Source organism: Cellulomonas flavigena DSM 20109, from assembly GCF_000092865.1.
In the GTDB taxonomy this organism is placed as follows: domain Bacteria; phylum Actinomycetota; class Actinomycetes; order Actinomycetales; family Cellulomonadaceae; genus Cellulomonas; species Cellulomonas flavigena.
In genome coordinates, this window is sequence record NC_014151.1 from 1,876,190 (window position 1) to 1,898,412 (window position 22,223).

23 protein-coding genes are annotated in these 22,223 nt (G+C 75.3%); 15 read left to right on the plus strand and 8 right to left on the minus strand.

Annotated features, from left to right (window positions below; all coding sequences use genetic code 11):
* Positions 1 to 117 precede the first annotated feature (117 nt).
* The 3 genes from fabG to CFLA_RS08530 all read left to right on the plus strand — a co-directional run bounded on the left by fabG (position 118) and on the right by CFLA_RS08530 (position 2,304).
* Entirely contained in the window at positions 118 to 873 is a 756-nt protein-coding gene (gene fabG / locus CFLA_RS08520) for a 3-oxoacyl-ACP reductase FabG (RefSeq protein ID WP_013116917.1), read from the plus strand.
* Positions 874 to 935: 62 nt separating this feature from the next.
* Positions 936 to 1,703 carry an enoyl-ACP reductase FabI gene (gene fabI, locus CFLA_RS08525; protein WP_013116918.1) on the plus strand — a complete coding sequence of 256 codons (768 nt, stop codon included), beginning with the start codon at positions 936 to 938 and terminating at the stop codon, positions 1,701 to 1,703.
* Positions 1,704 to 1,782: 79 nt separating this feature from the next.
* A complete protein-coding gene (locus CFLA_RS08530; RefSeq protein ID WP_013116919.1) occupies positions 1,783 to 2,304 on the plus strand; it encodes a SixA phosphatase family protein in 522 nt (173 codons plus the stop codon).
* A 42-nt stretch (positions 2,305 to 2,346) separates the two neighbouring features.
* Here CFLA_RS08530 and serB read toward each other — a convergent pair whose 3' ends face one another.
* Together serB and CFLA_RS08540 are read right to left on the minus strand one after the other, a co-directional pair.
* The gene (gene serB, locus CFLA_RS08535; protein ID WP_013116920.1) at positions 2,347 to 2,997 is read right to left on the minus strand and encodes a phosphoserine phosphatase SerB; all 651 of its coding nucleotides are present in this window, start codon (positions 2,995 to 2,997) and stop codon (positions 2,347 to 2,349) included.
* Positions 2,998 to 3,086: 89 nt separating this feature from the next.
* Positions 3,087 to 4,328 carry a glucose-1-phosphate adenylyltransferase gene (locus tag CFLA_RS08540; protein WP_013116921.1) on the minus strand — a complete coding sequence of 414 codons (1,242 nt, stop codon included), beginning with the start codon at positions 4,326 to 4,328 and terminating at the stop codon, positions 3,087 to 3,089.
* Positions 4,329 to 4,435: 107 nt separating this feature from the next.
* On the opposite strand from CFLA_RS08540, the gene glgA reads away from it, so the two are divergent.
* The gene (glgA, locus tag CFLA_RS08545; RefSeq protein WP_013116922.1) at positions 4,436 to 5,665 is read left to right on the plus strand and encodes a glycogen synthase; all 1,230 of its coding nucleotides are present in this window, start codon (positions 4,436 to 4,438) and stop codon (positions 5,663 to 5,665) included.
* Between the two features lie 5 nt (positions 5,666 to 5,670).
* Here glgA and CFLA_RS08550 read toward each other — a convergent pair whose 3' ends face one another.
* Positions 5,671 to 6,429, minus strand: a complete 759-nt coding sequence (locus tag CFLA_RS08550; protein ID WP_043598927.1) for a hypothetical protein — start codon at positions 6,427 to 6,429, stop codon at positions 5,671 to 5,673.
* A gap of 56 nt (positions 6,430 to 6,485) precedes the next feature.
* On the minus strand, positions 6,486 to 8,966 hold the full coding sequence (locus tag CFLA_RS08555) for a DNA gyrase/topoisomerase IV subunit A (protein ID WP_013116924.1): 2,481 nt from the start codon (positions 8,964 to 8,966) through the stop codon (positions 6,486 to 6,488).
* Between the two features lie 128 nt (positions 8,967 to 9,094).
* Between CFLA_RS08555 and CFLA_RS08560 the strand changes: the two genes are divergently transcribed.
* From CFLA_RS08560 to CFLA_RS08575, 4 genes are read left to right on the plus strand one after another with little or no spacing between them, the layout of a single operon-like run.
* Positions 9,095 to 11,875, plus strand: coding sequence for a GNAT family N-acetyltransferase (locus CFLA_RS08560; RefSeq protein ID WP_013116925.1), 2,781 nt, complete (start codon positions 9,095 to 9,097; stop codon positions 11,873 to 11,875).
* Between the two features lie 59 nt (positions 11,876 to 11,934).
* Positions 11,935 to 12,507 (plus strand): DUF5998 family protein, encoded by a 573-nt coding sequence (locus CFLA_RS08565; protein WP_013116926.1) that lies wholly within the window; start codon positions 11,935 to 11,937, stop codon positions 12,505 to 12,507.
* On the plus strand, positions 12,504 to 13,685 hold the full coding sequence (locus CFLA_RS08570) for an alkaline phosphatase family protein (RefSeq protein ID WP_013116927.1): 1,182 nt from the start codon (positions 12,504 to 12,506) through the stop codon (positions 13,683 to 13,685). The genes CFLA_RS08565 and CFLA_RS08570 overlap by 4 nt, the downstream gene beginning before the upstream one ends.
* A gap of 32 nt (positions 13,686 to 13,717) precedes the next feature.
* Complete coding sequence (locus CFLA_RS08575; protein ID WP_013116928.1) at positions 13,718 to 14,383, plus strand: thymidine kinase; 666 nt, start codon at positions 13,718 to 13,720, stop codon at positions 14,381 to 14,383.
* Between the two features lie 37 nt (positions 14,384 to 14,420).
* Here CFLA_RS08575 and sepH read toward each other — a convergent pair whose 3' ends face one another.
* Positions 14,421 to 15,560 carry a septation protein SepH gene (gene sepH, locus CFLA_RS08580; RefSeq protein WP_013116929.1) on the minus strand — a complete coding sequence of 380 codons (1,140 nt, stop codon included), beginning with the start codon at positions 15,558 to 15,560 and terminating at the stop codon, positions 14,421 to 14,423.
* A 130-nt stretch (positions 15,561 to 15,690) separates the two neighbouring features.
* On the opposite strand from sepH, the gene CFLA_RS08585 reads away from it, so the two are divergent.
* The 3 genes from CFLA_RS08585 to CFLA_RS08595 all read left to right on the plus strand — a co-directional run bounded on the left by CFLA_RS08585 (position 15,691) and on the right by CFLA_RS08595 (position 17,765).
* Complete coding sequence (locus CFLA_RS08585; RefSeq protein ID WP_013116930.1) at positions 15,691 to 16,347, plus strand: trimeric intracellular cation channel family protein; 657 nt, start codon at positions 15,691 to 15,693, stop codon at positions 16,345 to 16,347.
* Between the two features lie 28 nt (positions 16,348 to 16,375).
* The gene (locus tag CFLA_RS08590; protein ID WP_013116931.1) at positions 16,376 to 17,242 is read left to right on the plus strand and encodes an inositol monophosphatase family protein; all 867 of its coding nucleotides are present in this window, start codon (positions 16,376 to 16,378) and stop codon (positions 17,240 to 17,242) included.
* A gap of 223 nt (positions 17,243 to 17,465) precedes the next feature.
* The gene (locus tag CFLA_RS08595) at positions 17,466 to 17,765 is read left to right on the plus strand and encodes a DUF4193 domain-containing protein (RefSeq protein WP_013116932.1); all 300 of its coding nucleotides are present in this window, start codon (positions 17,466 to 17,468) and stop codon (positions 17,763 to 17,765) included.
* A 76-nt stretch (positions 17,766 to 17,841) separates the two neighbouring features.
* Here the strand turns inward: CFLA_RS08595 and CFLA_RS08600 are convergent, their stop codons facing one another.
* Positions 17,842 to 18,348, minus strand: coding sequence for a DUF3093 domain-containing protein (locus CFLA_RS08600; RefSeq protein ID WP_013116933.1), 507 nt, complete (start codon positions 18,346 to 18,348; stop codon positions 17,842 to 17,844).
* A 123-nt stretch (positions 18,349 to 18,471) separates the two neighbouring features.
* Between CFLA_RS08600 and dut the strand changes: the two genes are divergently transcribed.
* The 4 genes from dut (at position 18,472) to CFLA_RS08620 (ending at position 20,946) form a co-directional block, all read left to right on the plus strand.
* Positions 18,472 to 18,975: a dUTP diphosphatase gene (gene dut, locus CFLA_RS08605; protein ID WP_043598930.1), complete on the plus strand. Its 504-nt coding sequence runs from the start codon at positions 18,472 to 18,474 to the stop codon at positions 18,973 to 18,975.
* Between the two features lie 114 nt (positions 18,976 to 19,089).
* On the plus strand, positions 19,090 to 19,803 hold the full coding sequence (locus tag CFLA_RS08610; RefSeq protein WP_013116935.1) for a DUF3710 domain-containing protein: 714 nt from the start codon (positions 19,090 to 19,092) through the stop codon (positions 19,801 to 19,803).
* Positions 19,800 to 20,168 carry an OB-fold nucleic acid binding domain-containing protein gene (locus CFLA_RS08615; protein WP_013116936.1) on the plus strand — a complete coding sequence of 123 codons (369 nt, stop codon included), beginning with the start codon at positions 19,800 to 19,802 and terminating at the stop codon, positions 20,166 to 20,168. The genes CFLA_RS08610 and CFLA_RS08615 overlap by 4 nt, the downstream gene beginning before the upstream one ends.
* A gap of 4 nt (positions 20,169 to 20,172) precedes the next feature.
* On the plus strand, positions 20,173 to 20,946 hold the full coding sequence (locus CFLA_RS08620; RefSeq protein ID WP_013116937.1) for a DUF3159 domain-containing protein: 774 nt from the start codon (positions 20,173 to 20,175) through the stop codon (positions 20,944 to 20,946).
* Here CFLA_RS08620 and CFLA_RS08625 read toward each other — a convergent pair.
* Positions 20,879 to 21,553 (minus strand): potassium channel family protein, encoded by a 675-nt coding sequence (locus CFLA_RS08625; RefSeq protein ID WP_013116938.1) that lies wholly within the window; start codon positions 21,551 to 21,553, stop codon positions 20,879 to 20,881. The two genes, CFLA_RS08620 and CFLA_RS08625, sit on opposite strands and share 68 nt — an antisense overlap.
* Positions 21,550 to 22,200 carry a potassium channel family protein gene (locus tag CFLA_RS08630; protein ID WP_013116939.1) on the minus strand — a complete coding sequence of 217 codons (651 nt, stop codon included), beginning with the start codon at positions 22,198 to 22,200 and terminating at the stop codon, positions 21,550 to 21,552. The genes CFLA_RS08625 and CFLA_RS08630 overlap by 4 nt, the downstream gene beginning before the upstream one ends.
* Positions 22,201 to 22,223 lie beyond the last annotated feature (23 nt).

Below are 22,223 nucleotides of genomic sequence, written 5' to 3' on the forward strand. Positions count from 1 at the left end.
CCCGGCCCCGCGGGGTGGCCGGGCCCACACTTTGTGGGGCTCCCACAACGGCGGACCCGCAACTCGTCACGGCCGGCACCCCGGCGCGGCCCCGTCCGTCCACTAGCGTCGTGTCCCGTGCCTGCGACGACACCCGACATCAGCCCCGCCGCCGCCCCGACCGCCCGCGCCCCGCGCAGCGTGCTCGTCACGGGTGCCAACCGCGGCATCGGCCGCGCGATCGCCGAGCGGTTCGTGGCCGCCGGCGACAGGGTGGCCACCATCGTGCGCTCGGGCGGTGCGCCCGACGGCGTGCTCGAGGTGATCGGCGACGTGCGCGACACCGCGTCCGTCGACGCGGCGTTCACGCAGGTCGAGGTCGCGCACGGCCCGGTGGAGGTGCTCGTCGCCAACGCCGGCGTCACGCGCGACCAGCTGCTGCTGCGGATGACCGACGAGGACTTCGCCGACGTCATCGACGTCAACCTCACCGGCGCGTTCCGCGTCGTGCGCCGCGCGAGCAAGGGCATGATCCGCCTGCGCCGCGGTCGCGTCGTGCTCATCTCGTCGGTCGTCGGGATGTACGGCTCGCCCGGCCAGGTGAACTACGCGTCGTCCAAGTCGGCGTTGGTCGGCATGGCCCGCTCCATCACGCGCGAGCTCGGCGCGCGCGGCATCACCGCGAACGTGGTCGCGCCCGGGTTCATCGACACCGACATGACCAAGGCGCTGCCCGAGGACCGCCAGCAGGCGTACCTCGGCTCGATCCCGGCCGGCCGGTTCGGGCAGGCGGACGAGGTCGCCGCGGCCGTGCAGTTCCTCGCGTCCGACGACGCCGCGTACGTCTCCGGCGCGGTGCTGCCCGTCGACGGCGGCCTCGGCATGGGGCACTGACCCCTCGACCACCACCGCCGGCGCCCCGCGGCCCGGCCCACCCGACCGAAAGGCACCTGGACATGGCACTGCTCGAGGGCAAGACCCTGCTCGTCACCGGCGTCCTGACCGACGGCTCGATCGCGTTCCACGTCGCGCGGCTCGCGCAGGAGCAGGGCGCGAACGTCGTGCTCACGTCGTTCGGCCGCCAGCTGCGCCTCACGCAGGCGATCTCGCGCCGCCTGCCGCAGGCCGCGCCCGTCGTCGAGCTCGACGTGACCGACGCCGACGATCTGGCCGCGCTCGCGGATCGCGTGCGCGAGCACGCCGACCACCTCGACGGCGTCGTGCACTCCATCGGGTTCGCGCCGCAGTCCGTCATGGGCGGCAACTTCCTCGCCGGCGAGTGGGACGACGTCGCCACGGCCGTGCACGTCAGCGCGTACTCGCTCAAGGCGCTCGCGGTCGCGACGCAGCCGCTGCTGACGCGCGGCTCGAGCCTCGTCGGCCTGACGTTCGACGCGCGCTACGCGTGGCCCGTCTACGACTGGATGGGTGTCGCGAAGGCAGCCTTCGAGTCCACGGCGCGCTACCTCGCGCGGGACCTGGGCCCGCAGGGCATCCGGGTCAACCTCGTCTCGGCCGGTCCCATCCGGACGACGGCCGCCAAGTCGATCCCCGGCTTCGAGGCGATGGAGGGTGGCTGGCCCGACCGTGCGCCGCTCGGCTGGGACGTCAGCGACCCGGAGCCGACCGCGCGTGCGGTCGCCGCCCTGCTGTCGGACTGGTTCCCCGCGACGACGGGCGAGATCGTGCACGTCGACGGCGGCGTCCACGCCATGGGTCTGTGACGCCGGACGTCGCGTTCGTCACGTCCCGCACGGCCGCCGTCGGTGCGTCCGCGGCCGTGCGGGGTGGCACCCTGGGGGAGTGACACTGCACCGCCTCGTCCTCCTGCGGCACGCGAAGGCCGAGCCGGCCGGCGCCGTGGTCGACCACGAACGTCCGCTCGCGCTGCCCGGCCGGCGGCAGGCGTCCGCCGTGGGCGCGGCGCTCGCGGCCGCCGGTCTGGCCCCGACGCACGTGCTGTGCTCGTCGGCGCTGCGCACGCGCCAGACGTGGGAGATCGTGCGCACCGCGCTGCTGGCGGCCGGGGCCGGCGCGCCCAGCGTGTCCGTCACGGACGACCTCTACGACGCGTCCACCGGCGACCTCGTCGCCGCCCTGCAGTCCCAGCCCGACGACGCGACGACCGTGCTCGTCGTGGGGCACGAGCCGACCGTCTCGCACGCGGCCGGCGTGCTCGCCGGACCGGGGTCCGACGAGGCGGTCGTCGCGCGTGTGCGGAGCGGGGTCCCCACCGCGGCGTGGAGCGTGCTCGAGCACGACGGGCCGTGGGACGAGGTCGGTCCTGCCGCGCTGCGGCTCGTGCGCCTCGAGCGCCCGGCCTGACGTGCCGCGGCTCGCCTGACGTCCTGCGCCGCGGCTGCTGCGTCAGGCCGCGAAGGGCGCGAGCGCCAGCACCGCGTCGAGGCGGCCGGCGACGGCGTGGTCCGCGGCCTGCGCGACGACGGGCTTGGCGTTGAACGCGATGCCCGTGGCTGCCGCGGCCAGCATGTCGAGGTCGTTCGCGCCGTCGCCGATCGCGATCGTCCGCTCCATCGGCAGGCCGAGCTCGGCCGCCCAGGCCGCGAGCGTCGCCGCCTTCGCCGCGCGGTCGACGACGGGGCCGTCGACGCGTCCGGTGAGGCGCCCGTCGCGGACCTCGAGGCGGTTGGCGTGCACGCGCGTGATGCCGAGCCGCGCCGCGAGCGGCCGGGCGACCTCGACGAAGCCGCCCGACACCAGGCCCACCGGCCAGCCCCGGTCCTGCAGCTCGGTGACCAGCTCGGCTGCGCCGGGCGTCAGCTCGACCTCGGCCAGCACGTCGTCGAACACCGCGACGGGCAGCCCGGCCAGGGTCGCGACGCGCTCGTGCAGCGACTGCGCGAAGTCGATCTCGCCGCGCATCGCGCGTTCGGTGATGCCCGTGACGAGCGCCTCCGACCCCGCGTGGGCGGCGAGCATCTCGACGACCTCTCCCGTGATGAACGTGGAGTCGACGTCCATGACGACGAGCCGGGTCGCAGCCGTACCGTTGTGCACGTCCGCAGGCTAGCGGCCCGCCGGCGGGCGGAGCGCACGCGTCCGCATGCCGTGCGACCCACCGCCCGGCCGCTCCGAACCGGAGGGTGTCAGTCGGTGATGACCGTGCCCTTCGGTACCACGGTGATCCCGCTGTCGGTGACCGTGAACCCGCGCGCGCGGTCGTGCTCGGGGTCCAGGCCGATGCGCGCCCGCTCGGGGACGATGACGTTCTTGTCGAGGATCGCGCGGTGGATCTGCGCGTACCGCTCGACCTGCACGCCGTCCATGAGCACGGAGTCCGTGACCTGCGCCCACGAGTGCAGGCGGATGCCGGGGGACAGCACCGACCCCGACACGGTGGCACCCGAGACGACGACGCCGGGGGAGACGATCGAGTCCGCCGCGTGCCCGAGCCGGCCGGCGCCCGCGTGCACGAACTTCGCCGGCGGGAGGCCCGTGTACCCGGTGAACAGCGGCCACGCGTCGTTGTAGAGGTTGAAGACGGGCTCGACGGAGATCAGGTCGTGGTTGGCGTCGAAGTACGAGTCGATCGTCCCGACGTCGCGCCAGTAGTCGCGGTCCCTGTCGGTCGAGCCCGGGACGTCGTTGCGGATGAAGTCGTAGACGCCGGCGGTGCCGCGCTCGACGAACCACGGGACGATGTCGCCGCCCATGTCGTGCCGCGAGTTCACGTCCTCGGCGTCGACCGTCACCGCCTCGACGAGCGCGTCGGCGTTCGCCACGTAGTTCCCCATCGACGCGAGGATCTCCAGCGGCGAGCCCGGCACCGGCGTCGGGTCGGACGGCTTCTCGCGGAACGCCGCGATGCGCGTCGGGTCGCCCGGCACGGTCTCGATGACGCCGAACTGGTCGGCCATGTCGATCGGCTGGCGGATGCCCGCGACGGTCAGCTCGGCGCCGGACTCGATGTGTGCGTCGACCATCTGGGAGAAGTCCATGCGGTAGACGTGGTCGGCGCCGACGACGACGACGATGTCGGGGCGCTCGTCGTCGATGATGTTGAGGCACTGGTAGATCGCGTCCGCGCTGCCCAGGTACCAGTGCTTGCCGACCCGCTGCTGCGCCGGGACCGCCGCCACGTAGTTGCCGAGCAGGGCCGACATGCGCCACGTCTTCGACACGTGCCGGTCCAGCGAGTGCGATTTGTACTGCGTCAGCACGATCACGTGGAGGTAGTGCGAGTTGATGACGTTCGACAGGGCGAAGTCGACGAGCCGGTAGATGCCGCCGAAGGGCACGGCGGGCTTCGCGCGGTGCGCGGTGAGCGGCATGAGGCGCTTGCCCTCCCCTCCGGCGAGGACGATGGCGAGGACACGCGGCGCTGGCATGTGCCCAACCTAGGGCCGCACGGGCCTCCCGGCACGGTGCACGGCGCATCGGGCGCTAGCGTGTCGCCAGACGACCGGCGGCGGGCCGGTCACGACTGGAGGCAACGGTGCGCGTCGACCTGCTGACCCGTGAGTACCCACCCCACGTGTACGGGGGCGCCGGCGTCCACGTCGCGGGGCTCACGGCCGTGCTGCGCGAGCTGATCGACGTGCGCGTGCACAGCTTCGACGAGCCCGTCGCCGAGCCCGGCACGCACGGGTACGCGGTGCCCGGCGGCCTCGCGGGGGCCAACGCGGCGCTCGCCACGATGGGGGTCGACCTCGCGATCGTCGACGGCATCGGGCGCGACACCGCGGACGGCGGCACCGACCTCGTGCACTCCCACACGTGGTACGCGAACCTCGCGGGGCATCTCGCGGCGCTGCTGTACGACGTGCCGCACGTCCTGACCGCGCACAGCCTGGAGCCGCTGCGGCCGTGGAAGGCCGAGCAGCTCGGTGGTGGGTACGCGCTGTCGTCCTGGGTCGAGCGCACCGCCTACGAGGCGGCCGCCGCCGTCATCGCGGTCAGCGGTGGCATGCGCGAGGACATCCTGCGCTCCTACCCGGCGGTCGACCCCGCCAAGGTGCACGTCGTGCACAACGGCATCGACCTGGACGGGTGGCAGCGGCCGACGTCGGACGAGGGCCTGGCGCACGCGCGTCGCGTCGTGCAGGACCTCGGCATCGACCCCGACCGCCCGGCCGTGGTGTTCGTCGGGCGGATCACGCGGCAGAAGGGGCTGCCGTACCTGCTGCGGGCCGTCGAGACGCTGCCCGCCGACGTCCAGGTCGTGCTCTGCGCCGGCGCCCCCGACACCCCCGAGATCCTCGCCGAGGTCACCGGGCTCGTCGAGGAGCTGCGCACCCGCCGCTCCGGGGTCGTGTGGATCGAGCGCATGCTGCCCCGCGACGAGCTCGTCGCGGTGCTCGCGCACGGCACGGTCTTCGCGTGCCCGTCGGTCTACGAGCCGCTCGGCATCGTCAACCTCGAGGCCATGGCCGTGGGCCTGCCCGTGGTCGGCACCGCGACCGGCGGCATCCCGGAGGTCGTGGACGACGGCGTCACCGGGGTGCTCGTGCCGATCGACCAGGTGCAGGACGGCACGGGGACGCCCGTCGACCCCGACGCGTTCGTCGCGGACCTGGGCGCCGCGCTGCGCGACGCCGTCGCCGACACCGAGCGGGCGGCACGCTGGGGCGAGGCGTCGCGGCGGCGCGTCGAGGACCACTTCTCGTGGCACGCGATCGGCGAGCGCACCCTCGAGGTGTACCGGAGCGTGCTCCGGGGAGCGTGAGGTGGTCAGGGCCGCGTGAGGTAGGTCGCGGCCGCGGCCATCGCGCGCCGCGCGCCGCGGTCCACCTCGCGCAGGGCCGTGGACCGCTGGACGGCCTGCCACGTGTTGACCGCGCCGCCGTCGTCCTGCGTGGCGAGCGCGACGATGCCGCGCAGACGGGCGGCGCTCGACAGCACGCGCAGCCGCTGGCCCTCGACGCCGCGGGGCAGGCGCCGCTCGGGCAGCGCGCCGTCGCGGACGTCCGCGATCGCGTCGGCCGCGTCGGGGCGCCAGCGCTCGACACCCAGGGACACCAGCGCCTCGGTGGCGGTGAGCAGGCCCTGGCGCAGTCCGCGCTCGGCCTCCTCGAGCGTGCCGACCTGCGCCCACGCGGCCGTGCGCCAGTCCGGGACGGGCGCGGCGCGCCACGTCACGAGGTGCCCCGGCTCGAGCTCCGAGCCGAACCGCTCGACGTGCGGCACGGCCGCGAGCGTGCGGGCGCCGGCGCGCAGCAGCACGCACTCACCGGCCTCGACGGCGTCGTGCGAGACCGGGGGCGGTGCCGCGACGGGCTCGCCCGGCACGGGCAGCACGGCCGCCACCTCGTCGACGGGAGCACCCAGCCAGCGCACCCACTCCCGCAGGGTCAGCTCCTCGCCCTCCGCGTCGACCCGGTGCGGCTCGTCGTCCGCCTGGACGGCCGCGACGAGCCTGTCGGTGTCGCCGGGCAGCGCGAGCCACAGCGCCAGCAGGACGGAGCGGGGCAGGTCGAGCGCGGCAGCCACGGCTCCACGGTAGACGCTGCGGCACCACGTGGCCCGCACCGGCCGGACGGCCGGCGTCAGCCGATCGCGTGCACCGGTGCTCCGAGCGGCACGCCCGACCCGTCGCGCCGCTCGTCGACCTGCGGCAGCTCGACCGGCTGACCGCCCGCCCCCGTCGCGCGCGCCGGGGACGCGCCCACGTGGGCCAGGATCAGCGCGTCCTCGCCCTTGAGGAACCGGTGCGAGCGCACGCCGCCCGTCGCGCGGCCCTTGCCGGGGTACGCGCTGAAGGGCGTGACCTTCGCGGCGCCCGTCTGGGTGCCCGGCAGCGCCGACGACGAGCCGGAGACCGTCACGACGACCGCGTCCTCGCCCGCGCGCACCACCCCGAACGCGACGACGCGCGCACCGGCGGCCAGCTTGATGCCGGCCATGCCGCCCGCGGACCGCCCCTGCGGCCGCACCTGCGCGCCGGGGAAGTGGAGGAGCGAGGAGTCCGACGACACGAGCACCAGCTCGTCCTCGTCACGCGCGAGCGCCGCACCGACGACCTGGTCGCCGTCCTTGAGGCTGATCGCCTCCCACGCGTCGCGGTTGGCCGGCACGTCCCCGGCCGCGACGCGCTTGACGACACCCTGCGCGGTCCCGAGCGCCAGCGGGGGAGCGTCGTCCCCCAACGGGACGAGCGCCACGACGCTCTCGCCCTTCTCCAGGGTCACCGCCTCGCCCACCGGCAGTCCGCCGGACAGTGACGGTGGGCCGTCCGTCGGCGGCAGCGAGGGCAGCTCGAGGACCGACAGCCGCACGACGCGCCCGGCCGAGGTCAGCGCGCCGATGTCGGCGCGCGCGGTCGTCGACACCGCGGACGCGACCACGTCGTGCCGGCTGCGGACCGTGCCGTCGCCGCGCACGGGCTCGACGTCCTCACCGGTGCGCGCGAGCAGCCCGGTCGCTGACAGGAGCGCCCAGCACGGTGTGTCGGGGATCTCCAGGGGAGCGGCGGCGCCCTTCGAGGACGTCGGCGCGCCGGCCGCGCCGGCCAGGCCCGCACCGCCCGCGTGCTCCAGCAGCACCGTGCGCCGCGGGGTGCCGTACGTCGCCGCGACCTCGGCCATCTCGTCGGACGTGACCGTCCGCAGCAGCCCGTCGTCCGCGAGGATGGCCTGCAGGCGCGCGATCTCGTCGGTCAGCTCGTCGCGCTCGCGCTCGAGCTCGATGCGCGAGAACCGGGTGAGGCGGCGCAGCCGCAGCTCGAGGATGTACTCCGCCTGCGGCTCCGAGAGGTCGAACACGGACCGCAGACGCCCCCGAGCGGTGTCGGCGTCGTCGGACGTGCGGATGACCTGGATGACCTCATCGATGTCGAGGATCGCGATCAGCAGGCCCTCGACGAGGTGCAGGCGCTCCTGCCGCTTCGTCAGGCGGTACGACGTGCGGCGGCGCACCACCTCGAGGCGGTGGTCCACCCACACGCGCAGCAGGTCGACCAGACCGAGCGTGCGGGGCTGACCGTCGACGAGCGCGACGTTGTTCACGGAGAACGAGTCCTCGAGCGGCGTGTGCCGGTACAGCTGCTCGAGCACGGCCTCCGGGTGGAAGCCCGTCTTGACCTCGATGACGAGCCGCAGCCCGTGCTGGCGGTCGGTGAGGTCGACGACGTCGGAGATCCCGGAGAGCTTCTTGGACTGCACGCCCTCCTTGATCTTCTCGATGACCTTCTCCGGGCCGACCGTGTACGGCAGCTCGGTGACGACGATGCCCTTGCGGCGCGGCGTGACGTTCTCCACCCGCGCCGTCGCGCGGGTCCGGAAGGCGCCGCGGCCCGTGCGGTACGCGTCGCGCACCCCGTCGAGGCCGACGATCTTGCCGCCCGTCGGCAGGTCGGGCCCGGGCACGAACCGCATGAGGTCCTCGAGCGTCGCGTCCGGGTGCGCCACCAGGTGCCGCGCAGCCGCGACGACCTCGACGAGGTTGTGCGGCGCCATGTTGGTGGCCATGCCCACGGCGATGCCGGTCGCGCCGTTGACCAGCAGGTTCGGGATCGCCGCGGGCAGCACGCCCGGCTGCTGGAGCTTGTTGTCGTAGTTGGGGACGAAGTCGACGACGTCCTCGTCGAGACCCTGCGTCATCGCGACCGCCGCGGGAGCCATGCGCGCCTCGGTGTAGCGCGAGGCCGCGGGGCCGTCGTCGAGCGAGCCGAAGTTGCCGTGCCCGTCGACCAGCGGCAGCCGCAGCGAGAACGGCTGCGCGAGGCGCACCATCGCGTCGTAGATCGCCGAGTCGCCGTGCGGGTGCAGCTTGCCCATCACCTCGCCGACGACGCGCGCCGACTTCACGTACGGGCGATCGGGGCGCAGGCCCATGTCGGCCATCTGGTAGATGATCCGGCGCTGCACGGGCTTGAGCCCGTCACGTGCGTCGGGCAGCGCCCGCGAGTAGATGACCGAGTACGCGTACTCGAGGAACGACCCCTCCATCTCCGTCGTGACGTCGACGTCGACGATCCGCTCGACGAGGTCCTCGGGCGGCAGGTCGGGGCTCGCGGGGCGACGCGCCATGGGCTGGTGTGCTCCTCGGGGTGCTGCGGCGGATCGGGGACGGACGGACACGGTGCGGCGAGGCCGCGGCGGCCATTCTCCCCGCGTGGGGGCCCTCGTCCGTGCAGCCGCGCCGCTAGCCTGGCCGCATGGCCGACGTCGTCCCCGGAGACGGGCAGGTGGGCCCCGTGGTCGCACCGGGGTCCGCCGCCGCACCCTACCCGGCGGGCTGGGAGGCGGACGTCGTGCTGACGGACGGCTCCACGACCCGCCTGCGGCCGATCCGCCCCGACGACGCCGACGCGCTGCAGGCCTTCCACGTCGGTCAGTCCGAGCGCTCCACCTACCTGCGGTTCTTCGCGACGCTCGAGCGACTGCCCGAGCGTGACCTCGAGCGGCTCGTCAACGTCGACCACGTCGCGCGCGTCGCGCTCGTCGCCGTCAGCGGGTCGCCCGGGTCCGGTGAGCCCGAGCGGATCCTCGGGGTCGCACGCTACGACGCGTACGGGGCCGAGACGGCGGAGGTCGCGTTCAACATCGCCGACGCGCACCAGGGCAAGGGTCTGGCGTCGGTGCTGCTCGAGCACCTGGCGGCCGCGGCGCGCGAGCGCGGCATCCGGCGGTTCGTCGCCGAGGTGCTGCCGCAGAACGGGCGCATGCTGGCGGTGTTCAAGGAGGCCGGGTACGCGGTGCGGCAGCGCACCGAGGACGGCGTGGTGCAGGTCGAGTTCGACATCGACCCCACCGACCGCTCGCTCGCGGTGGCGGCCGACCGGGAGCACCGCGCCGAGGCGCGCTCGATGCGTGCGCTGCTGACCGCACGCTCGGTCGTCGTCGTCGGACCCGGTGACGACGCCGACGAGGGCCTCGCCGCGCGGCAGGCCGCGCGCGTCGTCGCAGGACTCGCGCCGCAGGCGCGCGCCGGGCGGCTCACGGTGCACGGGGTCGGTGTCAGCCCCGACCTCGGTACCGACGCGGACGGCGTCCAGCACCACGAGCGCCTCGACGACGTACCCGGACCGGTCGAGCTGGCCGTCGTCGCGCAGTCCGCGACGCGCGTCCTCGACACGACGCGCCGGCTCGGGGCCCTCGGCGTGCGCGGGCTCGTGCTGGTGTCCGGCGGCTTCGCCGAGGCCGGGCCCGAGGGCCTGGCGCGGCAGCGGCTGCTGCTCGGCGTCGCGCACGGCGCCGGGATGCGCGTGGTCGGACCGTCGTCGTACGGTCTCGTCGCCACGCACGACGGCACGACGCTCGACGCGTCGCTCGCCGAGACCCCGCCGCGGCCGGGGCGCGTCGGGCTGTTCTGCCAGTCCGCGCCGTTCGCGGTCACGCTGCTCGCCGCCGTCGAGCGCCGCGGCCTCGGTCTCGCGCAGCTCGTGTCCGCCGGGCACCGCGCCGACGTCTCGGGCAACGACCTCATGCAGTTCTGGGGCGAGGACGACGACACCGAGGTCGTCGCGCTCTACCTCGAGTCGATCGGCAACCCGCGCAAGTTCTCCCGCGTCGCGCGTCGGCTCGCCTCCCACAAGCCCGTCGTCGTCCTCACCGCGGGGCGCTCCGGGCACGTCGTCCCGCCCGGCCACGCCGTGCGCCCGACGCGCGCGCCGCGACGCACGCTCGACGAGGTCATGCGCCAGTCCGGTGTGATCCGCGTCGAGAACGTCCACCAGATGCTCGACGTCGTGCAGGTGCTCGCGCACCAGCCGCTGCCGGTCGGCCGCCGTGTGGCCGTCCTCGCCAGCTCGACCGGCGTCGCGGCCCTCGTCGCCGAGGCCGCCGCCGCGGCGGGGCTCGTCGTGACGCCGCGCGTCGAGCTGCTGCCCGAGTCCGCGTCCGGCGACGCGGTCCGTGCCGCGGTCGAGCGCGTCTACACCGACCCCGAGGTCGACGTCGTCGTCGTGGTCCGCATCCCCACGCTCGGCGACCCCGACCCCGTGCTCGCCGCCGAGGTCGCGCAGGCGGCCGCGCGCACCGGCCGGACGACCGTCGCATGCGTCGACGGGTTGCACGGCGTGCGGCCCGAGCTGCGCGCCGTCGACCCGGACGGGCGCGAGCGCACGGTCCCGGCCTACGCCGCCCCCGAGGACGCGGCGCTCGCGCTCGGCCACGCCGCCCGCTATGCCGCCTGGCGTGCCGCCGACCGCGGGCGGCCCGTGCACCCCGAGGGCGTCGACACGCGCGCCGCCGGGCGCCTCGTGGCGCGGGCGCTCGCCGCGTCGGGCGCGACCGACGGCGAGCCCGTGGCGCTCGAGCCCGCGCAGGCCGCCGAGCTGCTGCGTGCCGCGGGTGTCGACGTGTGGGCGTCGGTGCGCGTCCACGACGCCGACGAGGCCGTCGCGGCCGCCGACCGGCTCGGCTGGCCCGTGGCCGTGAAGACGACCGTCCCCGCGCTGCGGCACCGCGCGGACCTCGGTGGCGTGCGCCTCGACGTGGCCGACGCGGACGAGCTGCGCGCCGACGTCGCCGGGATCCTCGCGCTCGCGGGCGAGCACGACCCCGGGCCGGGTGTCCCGCCGCTCGAGGTGCAGGCGATGGCCCCGCACGGCGTCGCGTGCGTCGTGCGCTCCTCCGAGGACCCGCTGTTCGGCCCCGTCATCAGCTTCGGCCTGGGGGGCGACGCCTCCGACCTGCTCGGGGACGTCACGTACGGCGTGCCACCGCTCACCGACGTCGACGTCGCCGAGCTCGTGCGCACGCCGCGCGCCGCCCCCCGGATGTTCGGTTACCGCGGCCTGCCGGCACTCGACGTCACCGCGCTGGAGGACCTCGTGGCGCGCGTCTCGGTGCTCGCCGACGCGCTGCCCGACGTGCGCTCGCTCGAGCTCAACCCGGTGGTGGTCTCGCCGCAGGGTCTGGCGGTGCTGGGCGCGTACGCCTCCGTCGCGCCCGCGGACCGGGCCGACGCGGCACGGCGGCTCGCCCGGCCGTGACGGACCGCGGGCGGGGACGGCGTCACCACGACCCCGGCACGGGATGGGAGGATGAGCGGGTGCCTGCCCTCTCCACACCGCTGCGTGACGACCTGCGCCGTGCCGGGTACTACCCGGACCTCGTGGGCGAGGTCCTCGAGGTCGCCCTGGCCGACGAGGACGTGACCGCGCACCTGGTCCACCCCGAGACGACGTTCGACGGCGCGGAGGTGCGCCGCCACGTCACGGTCCTCGCGCTCACCGCGACCCGCCTGGTCGTCGCGCACGTCGACGACCACCCCGCCGACTCCGAGCACCCGTCGGCGAGCGCGCAGGCGACGACCGAGGCCGTGCCGCTGCGCGAGCTGCGCTCCGTGGCGTTCACGCACGTGGTCAACGACCCGCAGTCGCACCGGGCCGGCGACGGCGCGTCGGAGCTCACGCTGGCCATCGGCTGGGGCGCCGTGTCCCGCGTCGACCTCGAGCCCGCCTCGTGCGGCGACCCGCAGTGCGATGCCGACCACGGCCTGTCGGGGTCCATCACGCCCGACGACGTCGTCGTGCGCGTCAGCGCCGCGGCCGAGGGTCGCGAGGCCGTGCGGGCGGCTCTGCAGTTCGGCCGGACGCTGTCCGCGGCGACGTCGCACCGGTGAGCACGCCCACGTCGCCCGGGGCGGCGGCGACGTCCGACCCGCGCCCGGACGAGCTGGTCGCCCCGCGGGCCGGTGCCCGCTCGCTGGCGCACGTCATGCCGGCCGTCGCGAGCGCGCTCGGCACCGACCTGCCGGGAGCCGCGCAGGCCCGGGCCCTGCTCGACCTGCCCGCCGTGCGGCGCGTGTGCGTCGTGCTCGTCGACGGCCTGGGGCACCTCAACCTCGCCGAGCGCGGCGGCCACGCGCCGTTCCTGCGCCCGCTGCTCGCGGCGTCGCAGCCGCTGCTCAGCACGTTCCCCTCGACGACCGCGACCGCGGTCGCGGCGTTCGGCACCGGGCGCGGTCCGGGGGAGACGGGGATGCTCGGCTACACCGTCCGCGTGCCGGCCACGGGCCGGCTCGGCAACCTCGTCTCGTGGACGGACATGCCGGTGGCCACGCAGTGGCAGCCGCACCCCACGGTGTTCGAGCGACTCGTCACCGAGGGCGTGCGGGTCACGAGCGTCGGACCCGCGCGCTTCCACGGCTCCGGTCTGACCGCCGCGGCGCTGCGCGGCGCCGCGTACGTGCCCGCGGAGTCGCTCGCGCACCGCGTCGACGCCGTCGTGCGGGCCCTGCGCGAGCCCGGTCTGACGTACCTGTACTGGCACGACGTCGACAAGACCGGCCACCACCACGGGTGGGGGTCGTGGCAGTGGGGCGAGGCGCTCACCGAGCTCGACGGCGAGCTCGCACGGCTCGCGCGCTCGCTGCCGCGCGACACGCTGCTCCTGGTGACGGCCGACCACGGCATGGTCGACGTCGACCCCGCGCGTCGCCGCGACGTCGGCACCGACCCGGTGCTCGGCGCGCAGGTCGCCACGACCGGGGGAGAGCCGCGCGCGCTGCACCTGCACGTCGAGGACGGCGTCGACCCGCAGGACGTCGCCACGCGCTGGCGCGACGAGCTGGGCGACGACGCCGTCGTGCGGACCCGTGACGAGGCCGTCGACGCAGGGTGGTTCGGGCCGGTCGAGGAGCGCGTGCGCCCGGTCGTGGGGGACGTCGTGGTCGCCATGACGGGTGCGGCGACCGTGGTGGACTCACGGACGCAGACACCCGCGTCGATCGCGCTGCGGGGCGTGCACGGGTCGCTCACGGCCCGCGAGATGCTCGTGCCGCTGCTGGTGCTCGGGTGAACGCGCGCGTCGTGCGCGGGGAGGGCTGAGGAGTGGCGGAGCTGGTGTTCTTCTCCGGGACGATGGACTGCGGCAAGTCGACCCTCGCCCTGCAGATGCATCACAACCACGCCGCACGCGGGCGTGACGGCGTGCTGTTCACGCGGCACGACCGCGCGGGCAGCGCCACGATCTCGTCCCGCCTCGGCCTGCAGCGGCGTGCCGACGAGGTCGACGACACCACCGACTTCTGGGCGGAGGTCGTCACGCGCCGCACCCGCGGGCGCCCGGTCGACTACCTCATCGCCGACGAGGCGCAGTTCTACACCGCGGCGCAGGTCGAGCAGCTGGCGCGCGTCGTCGACGAGCTCTCGGCCGACGTGTTCGCGTTCGGCATCACGACCGACTTCCGCGCCCGGCTGTTCCCCGGGTCGCAGCGGCTCGTCGAGCTAGCGGACCGCGTCGAGGTGCTCCAGGTGCGGGCCCTGTGCTGGTGCGGCTCCCGCGCGACCCACAACGCCCGGACGGTCGACGGCGTCATGGTCGTCGAGGGCGACCAGGTCGTCGTCGGCGACGTCGGGGCCACGTCGGGCGAGGTGGCCTACGAGGTGCTGTGCCGCCGGCACCACGTGCGCCGCATGACCGCTCGCGTGGCACGCGCGACCGGTCCGTCGGCCCAGACGCTGCTGTTCGACGAGGACGGCGACGGCGACCGCTGAGCGGTCCGCGCGCGCACCGCCCACCGGGCGGTCGTCGTCACTCCGGCTTCGCGCCGAAGACGATCTCGTCCCAGCTGGGCACCTTCGCGCGCGTCCGTCGCGGGCGTCGCTCGGCTGCCGCGGGGTGCGCGTCGCCGGCGGCGGCCTCGGGCTCGTCGTCCGCGCCCGACGCCTGGCTCGACGCTCGCGCCGGGCGGGCCGGCGTCGCACGCTCGGGCGCAGGTCGCTCCGGGGCCGCGCGGTCGGAGGCGGCACGGTCGGCGGCCGCGGACCGGGGTGCCTGGCGCTCGCCACGCGCCGGGGTGAGCACCACCGCCTCGCGCGCGGGGTCGGCGTCCACCGGGTGCGCACCGGGCGCGGACGCCTCGTCCACCGCCGGCGCCTCGTCCGCGGGGCCTGCCGGCCCGAAGTCGAAGGCGTGCTGCGGGCCGAAGCCCTCGAACTCCTCGTCGGGCCCGTCGAGGTCCAGCGGCTGGCGCACACCGCGTCGCGTGCGCAGCTCGTCGAGCAGCGCGTGCGTGGGCTCGGGCTCCTCCGGGACGGCGTCGACGGCCGCGAGGTCGAACACGACGTCGCGCACCGCCGCCAGGTGACGGCGGGACACGGGCTCGTCGATCTCGGTCTCGGACAACCAGCGGGCCTCGTCCTCGTCCGCGACGACCGTGCGGCGCACCGGGTCGTAGGTCCACCGGGCGACCCGCGGCTCGTCCGCGACGACGAACCGCGCGAGCACGGCCCACGGTCCGGTGCCCTCGCGGGCCGCGTCCCACGACAGGGACGCCACGTCCACACCTCGCGCGGCGAGCCGGTCGGTCACCAGCTCGCCCAGCAGCGGTGCGCCCGAGTCGCGCCCGACGCGCGTGGCCTGCGCCTGCTCGGCGACGTACTCGCGCTCCGCGAGCACGGGTCCCTCGTACCGGCGGACCGCCTCGACGGGCACGCCCGCGGCGTCGGCCACCTCCTGCGCGGTGGCACCCGCCCGGATCCGCGACTGGATCTCGCGCGGGCTCAGCGCACCGGCCTGCTCGGCCCGCAGCTGCTCGAGCTGCGGCCGGTCACGGCGCACCGCGGCCCGCAACGGGTCGTCGATGCGCAGGCGGAAGCGCTGCCCGTCGGGCGCGACGAGGACGAGGTGCTCCCCGTCCTCGTGCAGACCGACCAGCTCCAGCTCACCCATACGACCTCCTCGGGCTCCAGGAGGGAGCCTGCCACCTCCCGGGCCGGAACGCGCGCACCTGTCCCGGTGTGCCGCGGTCCGCGCGGCGCGGCGCGGCCCGCGTCGCGTCGCGCCGCGCCAGGATGGGCGGATGGACGTGCCCGCGCTGCCCGACGTCCCGGTCCGGGCGGTCCTCGAGCTGCTCGCGGTCGTCGTCGGCGCCATGTCCGGTGCCCTGGCCGCGGTGCGCAAGCAGTTCGACCTGTTCGGCATCCTCGTGCTCGCGTGGGCCGCGGGGCTCGGCGGCGGTGTGCTGCGCGACGTGCTCATCGGTGCCGTGCCGCCCGTCGGCATCAGTGACGGGCGGCTCATGGCGGCCGCGCTGGTCGGCGGTCTCGTCATGTACTTCGGTCACCCCCGCCTGGAGCGCGCACGGCGCATGATCCTCGTGCTCGACGCGGGCGCCCTCGCGCTGTTCGCGGTCGTCGGCACCGTCAAGGGGCTGGAGTACGGCGCGACGCCGCTCGCCGCCGTCGTCGTCGGTGTGCTCACCGGCATCGGCGGGGGGATGCTCCGCGACCTGCTCACCGGCGAGGTGCCGGTCGTGCTGCACCAGCGCCAGCTCTACGCGGTCCCGGCGCTGCTCGGGTCGATCGCGATGGCCGTGCTGTGGCACGCGGACCAGCGTGGTGCCGTGGCGCTCACCGCGGTGGCCGCCGGCGTGTTCGCACTGCGGGTCGCGGCGCTGCGGTTCCGGCTGAACGCACCGGGACCGTGGCGGGGTACCGGCCCGTCCAGTGGTCGGTGAGACCGGCGCGCTGCGGCAGGATGGCGCTGTGCACCCGTCCCACGACCCGAGAGCCGTCGGGCCCGCGTCCGTCGCCGAGCTCGTCGCCGTCGCCGAGGAGGTCGCCCGCGCGGCCGGTGCCCTCGTCCACGACGGGCGACCGGAGAACCTCGGCGTCGCCGCGACCAAGTCGAGCGCGGTCGACGTCGTCACGGCGATGGACCTCGCCTCCGAGGAGCTCGTGCGACGCACGCTCGCCCGGCTGCGGCCGGACGACGCGGTCCTGGGGGAGGAGGGCGGGCACCTGGCGGGCTCGTCCGGCGTCACGTGGGTCGTGGACCCCATCGACGGCACCGTCAACTACCTCTACGGTCTGCCCGCGTACGCCGTCAGCGTCGCCGCGGTCGTCGGCGAGCCGACGCCTGCGACGTGGACCGTCCTGGCGGCGTGCGTCCACGCGCCCGCCACGCGCGAGACGTGGACCGCGGGCCGTGGTCGGGGGGCGTTCCTCGACGGGCGCCGCCTGGAGCTGCGCCCGGCCCCGCCCCTCGAGCGCTGCCTGCTGGCCACCGGGTTCGGGTACGTCGCCGAGCGGCGGCGCGCGCAGGCCCGCGTCCTGGCGGCGCTCCTGCCGCAGGTGCGCGACGTGCGCCGCATGGGCGCTGCCGCCGTCGACCTGTGCCAGGTCGCGACCGGCCGGCTCGACCTCTACTACGAGCGCGGGCTCCAGCCGTGGGACCTCGCCGCCGCCTCGCTCGTCGTCGCCGAGGCGGGCGGCGTCGTCACGGGGCTGCGGGGCTCACCCGCGGGTGACGCCATGACGGTCGCGGGGGCCACCGAGCGCGTCGCCGACCTCGTCGCGCTGCTCGAGGAGCTCGGTGCGGACGCCCCCGACACGCCCGCCGCGAGCGGGTGAGACCTCGGTGGCACCGGACCGCCTCGACAGCGGCCTGACCTGCGGCGATGCCCCGATGGGCAGTGTTCGGGCCCGGGTGTGACGAGATGGTCGCACGTCCGTGTTCGCATCAGGGCCTGCAGTGATGCACAATCCGTCCGCGCGGGGAACAAAACGCTGGCGTGGCGCATTGATCCCGCGTACCACGACCACCGCTGCAGAAGACGGAGTGTGACGCCACCACATGGCAACCGACTACGACGCCCCGCGCAAGACCGAGGAGGACCTGAGCGAGGACTCGCTCCAGGAGCTCCAGGCCCGGCGCTCCGACAAGAACTCGGGCGTGGTGGACGAGGACGAGACGGAGGCTGCCGAGGGCTTCGAGCTCCCCGGCGCCGACCTGTCCGGCGAGGAGCTCTCCGTCCGCGTCCTTCCCCGCCAGGCCGACGAGTTCACGTGCTCCAAGTGCTTCCTGGTGCACCACCGCAGCCAGCTCGCGTACGAGCGCGAGGGCTCGCCCGTGTGCTCGGAGTGCGCGGCCTGACCGCACCGCGACCCACCGACCGGCCGGTCACCCCTGGGGGGTGGCCGGCCGTCGTCGTCACGGGACCACGGACGGGCTACGCGCTCGCGGCCCGGCCCCCCAGGGCGACGACGAGGTCGTGGGGTCGACGCGTCGAGACGATCCAGTAGGGCGTCGGGTCCTGCGGGTCGCGGACCTCGACGCGCACGGCGGTACCGATCCACGCACGCAGGCACACGTACGCGCGGGCGTCGAGCGCCGGCCCGAGCTCGGTGCGCAGCGACTCGCGGTCGAGCACCCGTGGCGCGGCGAGCAGTCGCACGGGGATGCGCGCCGTGCCGGCGTGCAGCTCGCCCCGCTCGACCTCGACGCGGGGCGTCGTCAGGACGGCGCCCGCGAGGCCCCCGAGGAGCGCGATGGCGCCGACGACGAGTGCCAGCAGCGTGTCCACGGGGACGAACGCCACGCCGAGGACGGCGGCGAAGGCCACGACCGCCACCCACCCCAGCGGGCCGGGCCACAGGCGCTCGCGGAACGCCGGGCGTCCCGGGGGCGCGTCGGACGTCGCCGCGGTCGGCGTGACGGGCTCGGGTGTCGTGCTCATGCCCCCAGGATCGCACCGTGCGGGCGGTGACCGCCGACGCGCCGCGCGCCGCGGACATGTCGGCGTCACCCCCGCGGAGCCGGCGTGCCCGTGACGTCGCGCGGCGCGGTAGGGTCGGCCCCCGTGACAGCGACCAGCCCGCAGGGCTCCGACGACGCCGCCGGGGGCGTGCAAGTGCTGCTGCGCCGCCTCGACCCCGACCTGCCGTCACCGGCCTACGCGCACCCGGGGGACGCCGGTGCGGACCTCGTGGCGCGCGAGGACGTCACGCTGGCGCCCGGTGCGCGTGCCACGGTCCCGACCGGGGTGTCGATCGCACTCCCGGTGGGGTACGCGGCGTTCGTGCACCAGCGCTCGGGCCTCGCGGCGCGGCACGGGCTCACGGTCGTCAACGCGCCGGGGACGGTCGACGCGGGCTACCGCGGCGAGATCGCGGTCACGTTGCTCAACACCGACGCCGCGCAGCCGATCACGCTGCGGCGCGGCGACCGCATCGCGCAGCTCGTGGTGCAGCGCGTCGAGCACGCGCGGTTCGTCGAGGTCGACGTGCTGCCGGACTCGGTCCGCGGCGCGGGCGGCTTCGGGTCGAGCGGCGGCTGGGCGGCGGCGGAGGCGTCCACGGCGTGACCGCCGGGCGGCCGCCGGTCGGTCGTGGAACTAGTGTCGTCGTGATCGGCGTTGAGGTCACGGGGACGTCGGTGCAGGACGAGGGCGCGTGAGCGCCGGTCGGAGGAAGTGAACGTGGGTCTGTTCCGTCGTGGGTCGAAGGAGGCCGACGCGACCGCCGACGTCCCGCCGCAGCAGGAGCCGGCCGAGGAGGTCGAGCAGGGCGACGCCCCCGCGGCCGACGCCCGGGGGCCGTGGGACGTCGAGGGCCCGGTCCCGGCGCTGCCGCGCGTCGACCTGGGTGCCATCCACCTGCCGCAGGTCGACGGCATGGAGGTGCGTCTCGAGGTCGACAAGGCCACCAACGTCGTCTCGGCCGTCGCGGTGCTCCTCGAGGGCTCGTCGCTGCAGCTCCAGGCCTTCGCGGCGCCCCGCACCGAGGGCATCTGGGACGAGATCCGCGACGAGATCGCGGCCTCCATCACGCAGCAGGGCGGGACGGTCGACGACCTGCCGGGGCCGTTCGGCCGTGAGCTCCTCGCGCGGCTGCCCGTCCGCACGCCCGAGGGGCGCACGGGACACCGACCCGCACGCTTCATCGGCAGCGACGGCCCGCGCTGGTTCCTGCGCGGCGTCCTCACCGGCCGTGCGGCCGTCGAGCCCGACGCGGCCGGGACGCTGGAGGAGCTGTTCAGCCAGGTCGTCGTGGTGCGGGGCACCGACGCGCGCCCACCGCGCGACCTGCTGCCGCTGCAGCTGCCGGGCGGGGCGACCCCGCCGCCCCCGCCGCCCGCCCAGCCGCGGTTCGCCCCGCCCGAGCGCGGGCCGGAGATCACGGAGATCGGATGACCCTCGCCGAACGTGCGCGCAAGGTGCTCGCCTCGCAGGCGCAGATCGAGGCCGACGAGGAGCGCGCCGACGCGCTGCGCGTGCCCGGCTGCTGCCCGGTCGACGCGCTGCCGCACCGCGAGCACGCGACCGTCTCCGGCGTGCTGCGGTCGGTGACGCTGCGCCCGCGCGAGGGTGTGCCGGCGATCGAGGCCGAGCTGTACGACGGGTCGGGCTCCTTGCGCCTGGTGTGGCTCGGCCGCCGGCGCATCGCCGGCATCGACCCGGGTCGGCGCCTCAAGGCCGACGGCATGGTGTGCGTGGTCGAAGGACGTCGCACGGTCTTCAACCCGCGCTACGAGCTGCGCGCACGACCCGGGGAGTGAACCCATGACGGAGCCGACCGGCGACCGGCACGACCGGCACGACGACGACGCGCTCGTGCTCGACGCCGTCGACGACGTCGTCCCACCCGAGGAGGGCGGTGCCCGCGGCCTGCGCTCGCTGACCGCCGAGGAGTTCTCGGCGGCCGACGCCGTCGGCGGCGTGCGGGGGGCCGTCGAGGCCGTCGCCCCCGGCCTGCTGTTCGTCGTCGTGTACATCGCCACCGGGCAGCAGCTGCGGCCGGCGCTGATCGCGGCGTCCGCGGCCGCACTGCTGGCCGTCGTGGCCCGGCTCGTGCAGCGCACCCCGGTGACGCAGGCGTTCTCCGGCGTGCTCGGCGTCGGCATCGGTGTGGTCTGGGCGTGGCGCACCGGCGACGCGAGCGACTACTTCGCGTACGGCCTGCTGGTCAACGTGACGTACCTGGTGGGCACGCTCGTCTCCGTCCTCGTCGGGTGGCCGGTGGTCGGCCTCCTCATGGGGATGCTGTCCGGGCGCGGGCCGCTGGGCGGTGGGCCGTGGTCCGCCGTCGTCGAGTGGCGCCAGGACCCGGTGCTGCGCCGCCGCTACGCGCTCGCGACGTGGCCGTGGGTCGGCATGTTCGCGCTGCGCCTGCTCGTCCAGGTGCCGCTGTACTACCTCGACGAGGTCGTGTGGCTCGGCACCGCGAAGCTCGCGATGGGCCTGCCGCTGACGGCCGTCGCGCTGTGGCTCAGCTGGATGCTGGTCCGCGGGTCAGGAGACGCTGCAGCGCCTCCTCGTCCACGTCACGACCCGTGACGAAGAGCAGCTCGTCACGCCCCTCGAGCGTGTCGTCCGGGCTGGGGGCCAGCGGGCGTGCGTCGCGCACGATGCACGCGAGCACGGTGTCCGTCGGCCAGTCGACCTGACCGACGCGCACCCCGGCCAGGGGCGAGCCCTCGGGGAGCGTCAGCTCGAGGATGTTCGCCTTCGACTGGTGGAACGTGAAGATGCGCACGAGGTCGCCCACCGCGACGGCCTCCTCGACCATCGCCGTCATGATGCGGGGCGTCGACACCGCGACGTCCACGCCCCACGCGTCGTCGAACATCCACTCGTTCTTCGGGTTGTTGACGCGCGCGACCGTGCGTGGCACGCCGAACTCGGTCTTGGCGAGCAGCGAGATGACGAGGTTGGCCTTGTCGTCGCCGGTCGCGGCCACCACGACGTCGCACTCGTCGGCGCGCACCTCGCGCAGGGTGGGGAGCTCGCACGCGTCCGCCAGCAGCCAGTCGGCGTCGGCGACCTGCGCGACGCGCATCGCCGACGGCTGCCGGTCGACGAGCGTGACCTCGTGGTCGTGCGCCAGCAGCTCGCGCGCGATGGACCTGCCGACGGACCCCGCGCCCGCGATCACGACCCTCATGCGTCCACCGCCGGGGGAGCGGTCAGCACGCGCTCGACCGCGGGCGCGTCCGCCACCGCGAGCAGCATGTGGAGCACGTCGTTCTCCTGCAGCACCGCGTCGGGCGTCGGCAGCAGCCCCTCGCCGTAGCGCGTGACGTACGCGACCCGTCCGCCGCTGGCGTCCTCCAGCGCGTGCAGCGGGCGGCCCGTCCACGCGGGGTGCACGTCGACCTGGGCGAGCTGGATCCGGCCGGAGGCGTCGCGGTGCTCGTCGGTCATGCCCATCGGGAGCATGCGCCGCAGCACCTGGTCCGCGGTCCACCGGACGGTCGCGACGGTGGGGATGCCGAGACGCTGGTAGATCTCCGCGCGGTGCGGGTCGTAGATGCGTGCCACGATGTTCTCGACGCCGAACGTCTCGCGGACCACGCGGGCGGCGAGGATGTTCGAGTTGTCACCGTCGGACACCGCGGCGAACGCGTACGTGTCGTCGATGCCGGCGGTCCGCAGGGTGTCGCGGTCGAACCCCAGACCGGTGACCTTGTTGCCCGAGAAGCCGGCCTCGAGCCGGCGGAACGCGTCGGGGTTCTGGTCGATCACGGCCACCGAGTGGCCGCGGGACTCCAGGGACTGCGCCAGGGTGGCCCCGACACGTCCGCATCCCATGATGACGAAGTGCACAGCCGGTC